This window comes from Xanthomonas nasturtii (assembly GCF_023337365.3).
Classification (GTDB): domain Bacteria; phylum Pseudomonadota; class Gammaproteobacteria; order Xanthomonadales; family Xanthomonadaceae; genus Xanthomonas; species Xanthomonas nasturtii.
Window position 1 is genome coordinate 2894399 of sequence record NZ_CP142084.2, and the last position, 14302, is coordinate 2908700.

6 protein-coding genes and 3 pseudogenes are annotated in these 14302 nt (G+C 63.4%); 4 read left to right on the forward strand and 5 right to left on the reverse strand.

Going from position 1 to position 14302, the window contains the following annotated elements:
* Positions 1 to 12 precede the first annotated feature (12 nt).
* The 3 genes from M3O59_RS12595 to M3O59_RS12605 are packed head-to-tail and all read right to left on the reverse strand — an operon-like array spanning position 13 to position 5347.
* Complete coding sequence (locus M3O59_RS12595; protein WP_181920530.1) at positions 13 to 1638, reverse strand: alpha-amylase family glycosyl hydrolase; 1626 nt, start codon at positions 1636 to 1638, stop codon at positions 13 to 15.
* 47 nt (positions 1639 to 1685) lie between these two features.
* Entirely contained in the window at positions 1686 to 3164 is a 1479-nt protein-coding gene (locus M3O59_RS12600) for an MFS transporter (protein ID WP_116905670.1), read from the reverse strand.
* Positions 3161 to 5347 (reverse strand): glucosidase family protein, encoded by a 2187-nt coding sequence (locus tag M3O59_RS12605; RefSeq protein WP_116905669.1) that lies wholly within the window; start codon positions 5345 to 5347, stop codon positions 3161 to 3163. The genes M3O59_RS12600 and M3O59_RS12605 overlap by 4 nt, the downstream gene beginning before the upstream one ends.
* Positions 5348 to 5590: 243 nt before the next feature.
* Here M3O59_RS12605 and M3O59_RS12610 point away from each other — a divergent pair, with 243 nt between their 5' ends.
* Positions 5591 to 7672, forward strand: coding sequence for a glycoside hydrolase family 97 protein (locus M3O59_RS12610; RefSeq protein WP_116905668.1), 2082 nt, complete (start codon positions 5591 to 5593; stop codon positions 7670 to 7672).
* 23 nt (positions 7673 to 7695) lie between these two features.
* Here M3O59_RS12610 and M3O59_RS12615 read toward each other — a convergent pair.
* A pseudogene (locus M3O59_RS12615) lies at positions 7696 to 7933 on the reverse strand (hypothetical protein).
* A 52-nt stretch (positions 7934 to 7985) separates the two neighbouring features.
* Here M3O59_RS12615 and M3O59_RS12620 point away from each other — a divergent pair.
* Positions 7986 to 10760: pseudogene (locus tag M3O59_RS12620) on the forward strand (TonB-dependent receptor).
* A gap of 435 nt (positions 10761 to 11195) precedes the next feature.
* Positions 11196 to 11994, forward strand: a protein-coding gene (locus tag M3O59_RS12625) for an IS5 family transposase (protein WP_373419014.1) whose coding sequence is annotated in 2 segments (ribosomal slippage) — positions 11196 to 11467 and positions 11466 to 11994 — 801 coding nt in all. Because the reading frame shifts where the segments join, the coding sequence is not laid out codon by codon here.
* Between the two features lie 203 nt (positions 11995 to 12197).
* On the opposite strand, the pseudogene M3O59_RS12630 reads toward M3O59_RS12625, so the two are convergent.
* Positions 12198 to 12812 (reverse strand): annotated as a pseudogene (locus M3O59_RS12630) (IS3 family transposase); the annotation flags it as partial.
* A 117-nt stretch (positions 12813 to 12929) separates the two neighbouring features.
* On the opposite strand from M3O59_RS12630, the gene M3O59_RS12635 reads away from it, so the two are divergent.
* The gene (locus M3O59_RS12635) at positions 12930 to 14288 is read left to right on the forward strand and encodes an IS5 family transposase (protein ID WP_330462196.1); all 1359 of its coding nucleotides are present in this window, start codon (positions 12930 to 12932) and stop codon (positions 14286 to 14288) included.
* Positions 14289 to 14302 lie beyond the last annotated feature (14 nt).

Sequence of the window (14302 nt, forward strand, 5' to 3'; positions counted from 1 at the left end):
GCCAGCGCGCTCCTACCGGTTGCGAGAGTCGCGCGCGGCTTGATCGGCCATCTGCGCGTCGAGTTGCTTGCGCAATGCGGGGTCGGTGATCGGCGCATCCGACAGCAGCACGCGCACGCCATGCGCGGGCACCGGCAGTGTGAGCCGCCCCTGCACCTGCACCTGCTCGCCACTGACCGCATCGCGCCACACGCCCGAATGCAGCAAGCGCTTCACTTCGATGGTTGCGGCGGTATCGGCCTTGTTGAGCAGCACCAACGCGGTCTGAGTCGTGCCGGCATGCTGATAAACGCGCAAAAACGCGGCCTGATTGCCGTGTAGCTGCACATCCACCTGCATGCCGCGCTGCAATGCCGGCGTGTCGCGACGCACCTGGGCGATTTGTTTTAGCGGCCCGAAGATCGGGCTCTGCGGCGCATTGCGAATACGCTCGACGCCGAAGTAATTGCGGTTGCCCGCATGTTCGGCGCGGCCACGCATGAAGCCGATTTCCGAGCCGTAATAAATCACCGGGATACCGCGCGCGGTGAACAACCAATTGTGCGCATCGATGAAGCCGTTATCGCTGGCATCCAGGCGCGCCATGTCATGGTTGTCGTAGAAGCTCATCAGCTCGTAGGGGTTCGCATACGGCCCCTGACGCAGGAACAAGGGCGTTGCGAGTTTTTCGAAACCCGCCTGCTCATGCCCGAACACCGCAGAAAGCTGCTGTTTCAACGGGAAATCCAGAACGCTGACGCCGGCGTTGCGCGCCCAGGTGTGCCCGGCAATCTTGTTGGCGTCGTAATCGAAGGCCTCGCCGAACATGAAAAACCCGGGGCGTTTTTCGCGGATGCGCGCCACAAAGGCGTGCCAGAAGCGATCCGGCATCCAGCCGATGGTATCGATGCGAAACGCATCGGCACCCTGCTCCATCCACTGCAGATACGCGCCGGCCAGATAATCCAGCACCGCGGGATTGTTCTCGTTGAGGTCGGACAACTCCGCCAGGCCGCCGCCGGTGTTGTAGAAGGCATGCAACGGGTTGTGCTGTGGATCCAGTTGCGCCGGCGGAAGATTCTGGTGGTCGGCGGCCAGGCGCCCTTGCGCATCGTAGAGTTTGCCGAAACCCGGCTGTGCCTGCGGCATGCTGTAGGCCGGCGAACCATGGTTGCCCACGATGTCCAGCACCACCTTCAGCTTGCTGGCGTGCATGGCGCGGGTGAAGCCGGCAAAGTCCAGGCCAGGGCTGGGAAGATGTTCGTCGAGCTTGTAGAAGTTGACGCCCCAGTAGCCGTGATAGCCGGTCTTGCCGTGGTCGCTGAGCGTGCTGCCGCAGGTGATCGGCTTGCCGCCGGTAAACGCTTGATCGGGGTTGTCGACGATCGGGGTGATCCACACCGCACCGAACCCGAGGTCGCGAATGTAATCGGCATGCTCGACGATGCCTTTGAAGTCGCCACCGAGGTAACCGATGTTGTCGTCGCTGCCGTCGGCGCACGGCGTGGGCACATCGAACGTGCGATACGCCCCGCCCTGGTCGCGTTGGTCGTTGCCGGTGTCGCCGTTGACGAAGCGGTCGGTCACCACGAAATACACCGCATCCGCAGCGAAGGGTTCCAAGGTGCCGTAATAGTTCTTGCTGGCGGGTGCCGCGATTGCCACGCCTGCATACATCGTCAACGCCACATACATCGCACTGCGCATCACTGCCCTCCCGAGGCCACTGGAACCCGCACCACGCACATGCCTGCAATCAACAGGCTGAGCCCGCCGATGGCCAGCGCATAGATCGGTTGGCCGCCAAGCCATGCGCGAAGCACGAAGCCCAACGTGCTGGCGGCGACCAGCTGCGGAATCACGATAAAGAAATTGAAGATGCCCATGTACACGCCCATCTTGGCGGCGGGCACGCTGTCGGACAGCAAGGCATACGGCAGCGACAGGATCGAAGCCCAGGCAAAACCGACGCCCAGCATCGACAGCAGCAACCAGTGCGGGTCGCGGATGACCAGCATCGACAGCAGGCCGGCAGCGCCCAGCCACAGATTGCATAGATGGCTCCAGCGCAATCCAATCGCACGCACCAGCAGCGGAATCACCACTGCGGCCAAGGCGGCAAACCCGTTGTAGGCGCCGAACAACACGCCGACCCAGTTTGCCCCATCGTTGTAGGCTGCCGATGCGGTGTCGCTTGCCCCGAAGTGCACCTGCGTCACTGCAGCGGTGGTGTAGATCCACATCGCAAACAACGCAAACCAAGAGAAGAACTGCACCCAGGCCAGGCGACGCATCGTGATCGGCATGCTGCGCACGTCCTGCACGATCGCCACCAGCATGCTGGTGGCAGGCAGCATGCGCGCCAATGCGAGCAAGACGCCGTAGGCGATACACAACCCGGCCAACACATACAGCATGCGGTCGCCATGTTGCCAGGCGATGGCCGCGGCCAGCAGCACGCCCAGACCGCACCACAGCACACTCGCCGCAGACGACGGCGCCGCACCGGTGCTTGCCGCAACGGCGACAGGCGGATGCGCATCGTCGAAAGCGGCAAGTTGCTCGGGGCTGTATTCGCGCGTGCGCAGCACGGTCCAGGTGATCGACAGGAACAACACCGCCGCGCCGAGGTAGAACGCATAGCGCACGCTGCCGGGCAATTGGCCGGGCGGCGCAGTGTTGGCAACGCCCCAGTGGGTCAGCAGCCAGGGCAGGAAGCTCGCGACAATGGCGCCGACGCCGATGAAAAAGCTCTGCATCGCATAGCCGGCAGGTCGCTGCGATGGCGGCAACTGGTCGCCCACCAACGCGCGGAACGGCTCCATCGAGATATTGATCGATGCATCCAGCACCCACAGCGTCCCGGCAGCGACCCAGAGCAGCGGCGCGTTGGGCATCACCAGCAAGGCGAGCGTGGTGAAGACGGCGCCCACCATGAAATACGGGCGCCGGCGGCCCCACGGGGTCCAGGTGCGATCGGACAGGTAACCGATGACCGGTTGCACGATCAGACCGGTAAGCGGTGCGGCGATCCACAACCCGGGCACGTCGTCGACCTGCGCGCCCAGGGTCTGGAAGATGCGGCTGGCATTGGCGTTCTGCAATGCGAAACCGAACTGGATGCCCAGAAAGCCGAAGCACATGTTCCAGATCTGCCAGAAGTTCAACCGTGGCTTGGCGGTCATGGCGCGGCCTCCACGTGTGCCGCGGGCCCAACCAGCAACGCGCTGATCTGGGCCGCGTTGACGACCCCATCGCGGCCGCCGCGGCCGCCGTTGTACTGCGCGAAATGCGCCAACGCGCTCATGTTGAAGCCGTCCTCCAGCCGGAAGGTACATGCCTGCCCCGCCACCGCATCGAAGGTAACCTGGGTGGAGAGTTGCTCGCCTAAGCTATGCGGCATCACGATGATTTGCGATTGCACAGGTTTCCCGGGGCATTCCAGCAGCAGCCGTTTCACCGCCGCGGTCACACCGGTATTGATCGGACCAGTGTCGTTGCGATACCGCAGCGAGACGCGGTGCATGCCTGCGCGCGCAGGACGCCAGCTCCAGCGCTGGCTGCCCGGCAACTGCTGCAGCGGGCCGAGCGTCAATGCCGGGCCATGCAGCGATTCCAACCCATCAATGCGCCGGGTCAGGCTGAGCACATGCAGCAAGCCATCGTCAGGCAGATCCCAGTGCGCGCTGGCGTCGAGTGCCCGGCCATCCAGATACAGCGTGGTGCCCGCCGGAATGGCGATGCGAGACGTCTTGCCGATCTGTTGCGCGACCGGCGCAGGCGGTGTCTCCGGTGCGAAGACGTGCGCCGGTTGCGCTGGCGCCGCAAGATCGGCGACCTGCCCAACCAGCTGCACCAGCGTGGTCTGCCCCTGCTGTTCGACGCGCCCGGCCACCAGCAAATCGCCAGCGTCGTTCGTCGGGCGCTGCAGCACGTAGCGCCGTGCGCCTTTTTCCAGCACGATTTGCTCGGCGTCGCCAAACAGCAGTGGCACCAAAGACCGCGGCAATTTCGGCTGCACGCTGCCATCGGCCGACAGCCCGAACACTCCTTCCAGCACCGCCGACAGATAGCCGGCCACCGACCATAGCTGACGTGGCGAATTCACCACCGGCCCGCTGCGTGCGCCCTCTTCCACATGCACCGCAAGGCTCTGCATTTCGTAGTTTTCCATATTGGAGCCCGCCAGCGCGCTGCCGCGCATCAGCGACTGCAGCTCCAGTGCGATGCGCGGCGCATCGTCCAGCCTGCGTGCGGCGCGCAGCGCATAGGCGCTGACGAACGGCCACACGGCGCGGTTGTGGTAGATGGGCTGCGCGGCCTCCTGCGGCCACACCACCGGGCTGCCGCCAGCCACCGTTGGGTAATTGCGCAGCGCAAGGCGCGCCCGCTGTGCCGGAAAGATATCGGCCAGCACGCCCAGCGACAGACCGAGCAGATCCGCCTTGGCATAGCGCACCGGATGCGCCGCGTTGCCGAGATAGCTTGCGTACTGACTGCTGCGCGCGTCCCAGAACCGCGCATCGATGGCGTGGCGCAGCGCATCGGCCCACTGCGCATACTGCGCGGCGCGCGGATCGCCATGCTGCCGCGCCACCTGTTCGGCCAATCGCAGCGCCTGGTAATGCAGCACATTGGTGGAGAGTGCGAAGGACTCGGCAATGAAGCGCACGTCCTCGCGCGTCCATGCCGGGTAGGTCTGTTCGCGCCAATCCAGGAACGAGGTTTCGCCGCGGTAGAGGCCGATCTGCGCATCGAAAACCGCATCGCGGTCTTGCGCGATCGTCGCCTGCAATGCCTGCCACACCTGTTCGGCAAACGGCTTGTCGTCCAGCAGGCCACGCGCTGCCAGGAACCACACCACACGGTCACTGCTGATCGGCCAGCTGCCACCGGAGCCGGTGTCCTGTGCCACGAACAACCCCGGCGTGCGCCCATCGCGTGCAGCCGAGAGCTTGAAGCGCAATGCGTTGCGCGTGCGCTCCGGCTCCAGCTGCGCCAATGCAAGATCCGCGGCAAAACTGACATCGCGGGTCCACACGTAGGGCCAACGCTCGCCGGTTTCGAAGCAGGTGCAGGGCACCGGCTTGCCGTCGTTGAACGCAGGGTCGCGGATCGCCTCGACGCGGTCGTCGGCCATGTCCTGCTGCGCCAGCGCGAACAAGGCATCGAACAGTGGGCTGGCGGTGTGCGTGCGCATCGGTTGCGCGGCGATGCGGCGTTCGCCGTACGGCCCACGCAACATGAAACCGCCGTCGTCCAGCGCCTGCGCTTTCGCCCTGCGCCCCTGAAATTCCAGCGCGTCGGCAAACACCGGCGAGCTCGCCGCAACGCCGAGCGTTGCAGCCATGCAGATCATCTTCAGCATCGAAGCGGCAAGACAGCTTGCGCTGTCGGCCTTCCTCCCTCGTTGCACGCGTTGTGGTGCGCGGCACAGACGTGCCACGGGCGCGGACCCTCCCAGGTGCCGTGGCGCCATGGTAGACGCGCACTCCGCTGTTCCGCACCACTGCATACGTATTCATGGGTTCCAGGCAACGCACAGCACGGCGCATCCACTGCCGCCCACTGCATAGTCGCTGCCTGCACAACGGTCACCTTGGGAGGGGATATGCCGCTGTCTTCACGTCGAGCACGCTCGACACTGGGCGCCGCATGGATCGCCCAACTGCTGGTCCTCACGCTGTTTGGCGGCACTGCGCCACCACTCCATGCCGAAGTCACCACCCTCAGCGTGGAATCGCCGAACAAGGTGCTGCAGGTCAGCCTGGAGGTGGATGGCGGCACGCCGTACTACCGCGTGCAGCGCCTGGGCGAGGCGGTGGTGCAACGCTCGCGGCTGGGGTTCACGCTGCGCGACGGCCGGCTGGACCGCGGCATGGTGGTGCTTGCACAAGCGCGCCACAGTCACGACGACACCTGGGAACAGCCCTGGGGCGAAACGCGGTGGGTGCGCAATCACTACAACCAATTGCGCGTGAGCCTGGTCGAGCGCGACGGTGCGCAGCGCAAGTTCGACGTGATCTTTCGCGTCTACAACGACGGGCTGGGCCTGCGTTATCACTTCCCCACGCAAGCAGGCTTGCGTGAGGCGATCATCGACGAGGAAGTGACCGAATTCGCCATCGCCCAGCCTGCCGATGCCTGGTGGATTCCTGCAGGCGAACCGATCCACTACGAGTATCTGTATCAGCACACGCCCTTGAATCAGGTCGCGCTGGCGCATACCCCGCTTACCCTGCGCACCGACAGCGGGCTGCACATCGCGCTGCACGAAGCGGCCCTGGTGGACTACGCCGGCATGTGGCTCCGACGCACCGACAACCAGCGCCTGCGCGCGCAGCTGTCGCCGGCTGCCGAAGGCTGGAAGGTGCGCCGCAGCCTGCCGTTCGACACACCATGGCGCACGCTGCAGATTGCCGACCAGGCTACCGGCTTGGTGGAATCCAACCTGATCCTCAACCTCAACGCGCCCAACGTGCTGGGCGATGTGAGCTGGATCAAGCCGTCCAAGTACGTGGGTGTGTGGTGGTCCATGCACCTCAACCAACACACCTGGGCCACCGGCCCGAAACACGCGGCCACCACCGCAACGACAAAGCGCTACATCGACTTCGCCGCCGACCACGGCTTTCGTGGCGTGCTGGTCGAAGGCTGGAATCCCGGCTGGGACGGCGAATGGTTCGGCAACGGCGGCAGCTTCGATTTCACCCGGCCCACGCCGGATTTCGACCTACCCGCACTGAGCAAATACGCCGCCGCCAAGGGCGTGCATCTGATCGGCCATCACGAAACGGGGTGCGCAGTGGACCATTACGAAGATCAGATCGCCGAGGCGATGGACCTGTATGCACGCTTTGGCGTGGATTCGGTCAAGACCGGTTACGTCTGCGACGACGGCCAGGTGGAGCGTCGTAACCCCGCAGGCGGCGCGCCGTTGCGCGAATGGCACGACGGGCAGTGGATGGCGCGTCACCACCTGCACGTGGTGCAGGAAGCGGCGCAGCGGCATATCGCGGTCAACGCGCACGAGCCGATCAAGGACACCGGGCTACGCCGCACCTATCCCAACTGGATTTCGCGCGAAGGCGCGCGCGGCATGGAATACAACGCCTGGGGCCAGCCGCCCAACCCACCCGAGCACGAGGTCAACCTGGTATTTACGCGGCTGCTCGCCGGGCCAATGGATTACACCCCAGGCATCGTCAGCCTGAAGGGCCGTAACGGCCAGGCGATTCCCAGCACCCTGGCGCGGCAGCTGGCGCTGTACGTCACGCTCTACAGCCCGATCCAGATGGCCGCCGATCTGCCCGAGCATTATCTGCAGCACCGCGACGCGTTCCGCTTCATCGAAGACGTGGCGGTGGACTGGGACCAGACCCGCGCCGTGAATGGCGAAGTGGGCGACTACGTCACCATCGCACGCAAGGACCGGCATAGCCGCGACTGGTTCCTCGGCAGCATCACCGACGAGCATGGCCGCCTGCTGCAGGTACCGCTGGGCTTTCTCGAACCCGGCGTGCGCTACACCGCGCAGATCTATCGCGACGGCGACGGCGCGGACTATGTCAGCAAGCCGTTCGCCTTCGTGCGCGAAGAACGCCAGGTCAGCAGTGCCGATACCCTGGAGCTGCGTCTGGCACCGGGCGGTGGGCAGGCCATTCGCTTCGTGCCGGTGGATGGAAAACGCTGAATCACGCGTTTGCTGCGGCGCAATCACACGTGCTGCACGATCGATGACATCGCGCAGCGGCATAACGGCCGTTGCGCATTGCGCGTCGCGTTGGGTGGCTGATGCCCAGCTGCCATGCAGTCGACAGGCAAGGCCTGCGTGGAATCGATTTCATCGCCCAACGCCGCAGTGAATACGTATGCAGTGCCCGTTTGCACCCAGGTGCCGTGTCTACCATACGTCGCAGTCGTGACGCCCATCGTGGCACGCGGCGCATGACATCCAGGCGTCTGCCGGATCAAAAATCAAAACAACATGTACCTGGGAGGGGAAAATGTTGAAGCACAAGCGCTCCGCGCTGAGTATTGCCCTGGCTGTGGCCATGGCACCGACATGGGCCGCCGCGCAATCGGCGACGCCTGCACACGCAAGCGACACCCAACAAAGCGCATCCGACCAGAGCGCTGGCGCGGTCACCGACTTGGACAAGGTCCAGGTCACCGGCCTGCGCCGCGCGATCGAAGGCGCCATCTCGGTCAAACGCGATTCCACCTCGATCGTGGAAGCCATTTCTGCCGAAGACATCGGCCGCCTGCCGGACGTGAGCATCGCCGAATCGCTGGCGCGCCTGCCCGGCCTGGCTGCGCAGCGTGTGGCCGGCCGCGCGCAGGTGATCAGCGTGCGAGGCCTGTCGCCGGACTTTTCCACCACCCTGCTCAATGGCCGCGAAGTGGTCAGCACCGGCGACAACCGCAGCGTGGAATTCGACCAATACCCGTCCGAGCTGGTCAGCGGCGTCACCGTCTACAAGACGCCCGATGCCGGCCTGGTTGGTCAGGGTCTGTCAGGCACCGTGGACATGCAGACCGCCCGCCCGCTCAGCTACAACGAGCGCGTGATCGCCATCGGTGGCCGCTATCAGCGCAATTCGCTGGGCAAGGCCGCCAACGTCGACCCGTACGGCAACCGCTTCAACATCAGCTACATCGACCAGTTCGCCGACCGTACCATCGGCCTGACCATCGGCTACGCCCACACCGACATGCCCCTCCAGGAAAACCAGGTGGGTCTGTACGAACCCTGGCAGCAGGTCAACGCGCAGCGTCGACGCCCCGGCGTGGCCGATGGCGTGTATTTCTCCGATGGCATCAAAGCGTTGCGGCGTACAGGCAATCAGAAGCGCGACGGCCTCATGGCGACGCTGCAGTACCGCCCGTCCAACGCCTGGACCAGCACCTTCGATGCGTTCCATACCGAAGCCGAGCAAATCGACACCGCCAACCAGTTCGAGCTCAATCTGAGCAACTACAACGGTGGCTACACGCCGGGCCTGAACATCACCGACGTGCGCGTCAACGATAACGGCAGCTTCGTCGGCGGCACCGCCAGCGGCGTCTATCCGCTGGTCCGCGGTATGTACAACAAGCGCGAAGACAAGATCGAGGCCTTCGGCTGGAATAACGAAACCACCGCCGGCGCGGTCAAGATCGTCGCCGACCTGAACTACTCCAAGGCCACCCGCGACGAATTGAATCTGGAGAACAATCTCCAGCGCGCACCGATGCCGCAATTGGACACCGTGGGCGTGTCGGTTGTCGGCAACGGCTTCTCGCAGCTGGCGCCGGGCATGAATTATTCCAATCCCGATGAGTTGTTCCTCAGCAACACCATCTAGGGCTCCGGCTACGGCAAGGTGCCGCGCGTGGAAGACGTGCTCAAGGGCGCGCGCCTGCAGGCCAGCTTCCCGATGCCTGAGGCGCTGAGCTGGTTCTCGGATCTGGATGTCGGCGTCAACTACGCCAACCGCGAAAAGCAGAAGACCCAGCCGGAAGGCAACATCACGCTGGGCGCGCAGGGCGAGGCCACGGTGGCAGCGGATCTCCAATACGCGCCGGTCAATCTCGGCTTTGCCGGTCTCGGCTCCCTGCCAGCGTGGAATGTACCGGCGGCGGTCTCGCGCTACATGCTGTTCAACCCGAACGACGAGGCATCGTTCCTGGTGTCCAAGGCCTGGACGGTGGAAGAGAAGATCACCACCGCATGGCTGCGTGCCAACCTCGACACCGAATGGGGCAGCGTCGGTGTGCGCGGCAATATCGGCGTGCAGCTGCAGAGTGCCGACCAGTCCTCGCAAGCCAATTACTGGGACGCCTCGCAGCCGGCCGGCAGTGAAGTACGGCCCATCGACGATGGCAAGACCTACCGCGACTGGCTGCCCAGCCTGAACCTGGCCTTCCAGTTCCCATACGAGCAGACGCTGCGTTTTGCCATGGCCAAGCAGGTCGCACGCCCACGCGTGGACCAGCTTCGGGCATCGCTGGAATTCGGTGTCGACACCTCGACCGGCCGCCCGGGCGCCAGCGGCGGCAACCCCACGCTCGATCCATGGCGCGCCAACGCCATCGACATCTCCTACGAGAAGTACTTCGCCGAGCGCGCCTACCTTGCCGCCGCATTCTTCTACAAGGACCTGAAGAGCTACATCTACACCCAGAGCCGCGACAACTACGACTTCTCCGCACTGGTTGCCGGCTACGTCCCGCCACCGGGCTCGGCGCCGGTACTCACCACCGGCACCTTCAGCGCCCCGTTCAACGGCAAAGGCGGCACCTTGCGCGGCGTCGAACTCACCGCCTCGCTACCGCTGGATCTAGTGTTCGCCCCGTTGGAAGGCTTCGGCATCCAGGCCAGCGCCACCTTCAACGACAGCGACGTCAAGATCCGCGACCCGGAAAGCGCCTCCAGCGTGGGCGACGGGGAAATCAGCCTGCCCGGCTTGTCCAAGCGCGTCTACAACCTGACTGCGTATTACGAGCACAAGGGCTTCGAAGCGCGCGTCAGCCAACGTCGCCGCTCGGACTTCATCGGCGAGATCGGCAACTTCAACGGCAACCGCACGCTGCGCTACGTGGTCGGCGAAAACATCACCGACGCGCAGATCAGCTACAACTTCAGCGACACCAGCAGCCTGTCCGGCCTCACCCTGCTGTTGCAGGCCAGCAACCTAAGCAACTCGCCGTACCGCACCTACGCAGAAACCAAGGACCGTCCACTGGAATACATCGAATGGGGCCGTACGTTCGTGCTGGGTGTTAACTACAAGTTCTGATGTGACGTGAACTTCTAGTTCTGATGTAACGTGAACTAGAAGTTCTGATGTGACATGAACTGGAATTTTTGATGTGACGTGAACTGGCAGTTCTGATGTAACGCGGACTGAAAGTTCTGATGTAACGCGAACTGGAAGTTCTGCACCGATTGACCACTCAACCACTGACCAGCGATGCACTACTTCCCTGACGTCCCCCTAGCCACTCGAGGCGCCAAAGCCCCTCTCCCACCGGGAGAGGGGTTGGGGTGAGGGTACGGCGTCCAAGGAAACAGAATTATCGCCCAAGATGCACTGCGTCACCCGCCTGTATATGTCTCGGCAGGAGCATTGAACTACTACCGCAATGCAATCACGGGCACATCGGTCTAGACGTTGAAAATTTCGTCCTAAGAACCTGTTCACGATCTTCGCAGATCAGTGCAGACTATGCGGATGCGCCAAAAGAGCTATCCGAGTGACATGAGCCGGGAGCAGTTCGCACACGTGCTGCCGATCCTGGAACAAGCGCGCAAGCGCACCAAGCCACGCCGTGTGGATTTATATGAGGTGTGGTGCGCAGTGTTGTACGTGCTGCGAACCGGTTGCCAATGGCGAGCGCTACCCAGTGACTTTCCGAAGTGGCGGACCGTGCACTCGTACTTTGCCAAGTGGAGCGAGTGCGACGATGAGGGGGTGAGCCTGCTGGAGCGGGCGCTCAAAAAATCAGGTTGGCGTGGCCCGCGTGAGACAGGGGCGCAACGCTTGCACCAGGTTCTTGATCGTGGACGCGCAGAGCGTCAAGAACACGGACACAGCTGGGCAAAAGGGGTATGACGCAGGCAAGAAGGTGTCGGGCATCAAACGGCATATCGCTGTTGATAGTCAGGGGTTGCCCCACGCAATCGCGGTGACGACGGCGGAGGTGACCGACCGCAAAGGTGCGCTGCAGGCGTTGGAGCGCTGTCAGTCAAACCTGACGCTTGTACAAAGCTTACTGTGCGACGGCGGTTACACCGGAGTACCGTTTGCCAGCGGCGCGCGAGAGATTTTAGGCGAGCAGCTCACGGTGCAGATTGCCAAGCGCAGCGAACTGCACACCTTCAAGGTCATGCCCAAGCGATGGATTGTCGAGCGTAGTTTTGCTTGGCTGGAGAAGAACCGAAGGCTATGGAAGAACTGCGAGCGCAAACTCAACACCAGCCTGCAGTTCATCCATTTGGCCTTCTTGGCACTGTTACTCAGAAGATTGTGAACAGGTTCTAAGAAAAGCTGCCGTTTAGACAATGGCGGCTTTCTCTTTGCAAGAGCAACATCGCAATTCGGACAAACGGGATCGCCATAGTCCAGACGGGCACAGCACCAAGCAGACATGTCTGCGTCCCACTGCCTGCCCCCCCCAAACGCAAGACAGGCTGCAAGACAGCGACGTCCCCCCATCCTGAGTAGCGGCCGGGTCTAGAGTCCGGGGTTGATGATATGGGTGTTGGCCAGCTGTTGGGCATACGCGGAGGGCGTCATGCCGCCGATTGCTTTCTTGGGTCGCTCCTCGTTGTATTCGCGTCGCCAGCGCTCGATCTCGGTGCGTGCGTGCAGCAGTGTCGGGAACCAGTGCTCGTTGAGGCATTCATCGCGCAACCGGCCGTTGAACGATTCGACATAGGCGTTCTGGTTTGGCTTGCCGGGTTGGATGAGTCGCAACTGCACGCCACGCGCATGCGCCCAGGTGACCATCGCCTTGCCGCAGAACTCCTTGCCGTTGTCGGTGCGGATCACCTGCGGCAAGCCGCGGCTGATGGCCAGCCGCTCCAGCACACGCGTCACGCCATGGCCCGAGATTGCACGCTCCACCTCGATGGCGACCGCTTCGTGTGTGGCGTCGTCCACGATCACCAGGCACTTGATCGCCCGGCCGTCGGCGGTGCGGTCGAACACAAAGTCCATCGACCACACCTGGTTTGCCTGCAATGGCCGCAGCAGCGGCTGACGCTCGCCCACTGACACTTTCTTGCGCTTGCGGCGGCGGACCTGCAGCTGCTGCTCGCGGTACAAGCGCTCCACACGCTTGTAGTTCGTCGCCCCTGAAAAACCCCCAAACCACATCCATTGCAGGGCTTTCCCCGCATTTTCGACGTGCTGGAACTGCCAGTTTTCGTTAATGTACGCACTGGTTTCTGGCAGTTTTCGCCCATGCGCACACGCCGTCCCGCTGCCGATCACTTACCTGCCGATGAGTTGTTTCGTTCGCGTCTGGAAAACCAGATCGACCTGCGCCATCCACTGGTTCAACTAAGCCATCGGCTGCCGTGGAGTGTGTTGGAGCAGGCGCTATCGCCACGATTGCCGGCCACAACTGCCAGCGGCGGACGGCCCGGCCTGCCGATGCGTCTGATCGCCGGGCTGCTCTACCTCAAGCACGCCTACGACCTGTCCGACGAGGCCGTATGCGCGCGCTGGCTGGAAAATCCGTACTGGCAGTTCTTCACCGGCGAGGTGGTATTCCAGACCTGCTTGCCGTGCGATCCCAGTTCCCTGACACGTTGGCGACAGCGTCTGGGCGAAGCGGGCATGGAAGAGCTATTGGCGCACACGATCAACACCGCGCATGCGATGAAGGCGGTGGATGCACGCGAGTTGTCGCGGGTGATCGTGGACACCACCGTGCAGGAAAAGGCGATCGCCCATCCCACCGACAGCCGGCTGCTGGAGGTGGCGCGCAAGAAGCTGGTGCTGCTGGCCAAGCGCCACGGCATCGCACTACGACAGACCTATGCGCGGCAAGGCCCGGTCTTGAGCCGCAAGGCCGGGCGCTATGCGCATGCGCGCCAGTTCAAGCGCATGCACAAGGTGCTGCGACGCCAACGCACGCTCCTGGGACGCGTATTACGCGATCTGCAACGCAAGCTGGACCCCTTGGTGCGTGAGCGCATCAGTGTCTGGCTGGAACGCGCACAACGGGTGTTGACACAACGCCCCAAGGACAAGCAAAAGCTCTACGCCCTGCATGCGCCGGAAGTGGAATGCATGAGCAAGGGCAAGGCACGGACACCTTACGAATTTGGCGTCAAGGTCGGCATTGCGGTGAGTGCGCGCAAAGGCTTGATCGTGGGCGCGCGCAGTTTTCCCGGCAATCCTTACGACGGCGATACGTTGGCCGAGCAGCTGGAGCAGACGCGTGGGTTGCTGCAGGATGTGAATGTAACCCCGCAGGTAGCGATCGTGGACCTGGGGTATCGCGGACGTGAGGTAGATGGCGTGCAGATCCTGCATCGCGGCAAGGCCAAGACGCTGACACGACGGCAATGGAGCTGGATCAAACGCCGGCAAGCGGTGGAGCCGGTGATTGGACATCTGAAACAGGACTGCCGCTTGAATCGCTGTTATCTAAAGGGTGCCCAAGGCGATGCACTGCACGTGCTCGGCTGCGCCGCCGGCTACAACCTGCGCTGGCTGATGCGCTGGATCGCCTTTTTGCGTGCCTGGTTGCAGGCGATGGCAGGGGCATCCTTGAGCCTGGCGCACCGGTCGCCGCTGACCTTTGGTGCTTGAAGGGGGTTTTTCAG

What these genes read in the sequence shown, in the direction of transcription:
- M3O59_RS12610 (WP_116905668.1), top strand. Translation starts at nt 5,591, where the DNA reads ATGCCGCTGTCTTCACGTCGAGCACGCTCGACACTGGGCGCCGCATGG.
- M3O59_RS12605 (WP_116905669.1), bottom strand. Translation starts at nt 5,347, where the DNA reads ATGCTGAAGATGATCTGCATGGCTGCAACGCTCGGCGTTGCGGCGAGC.
- M3O59_RS12635 (WP_330462196.1), top strand. Translation starts at nt 12,930, where the DNA reads ATGCGCACACGCCGTCCCGCTGCCGATCACTTACCTGCCGATGAGTTG.
- M3O59_RS12600 (WP_116905670.1), bottom strand. Translation starts at nt 3,164, where the DNA reads ATGACCGCCAAGCCACGGTTGAACTTCTGGCAGATCTGGAACATGTGC.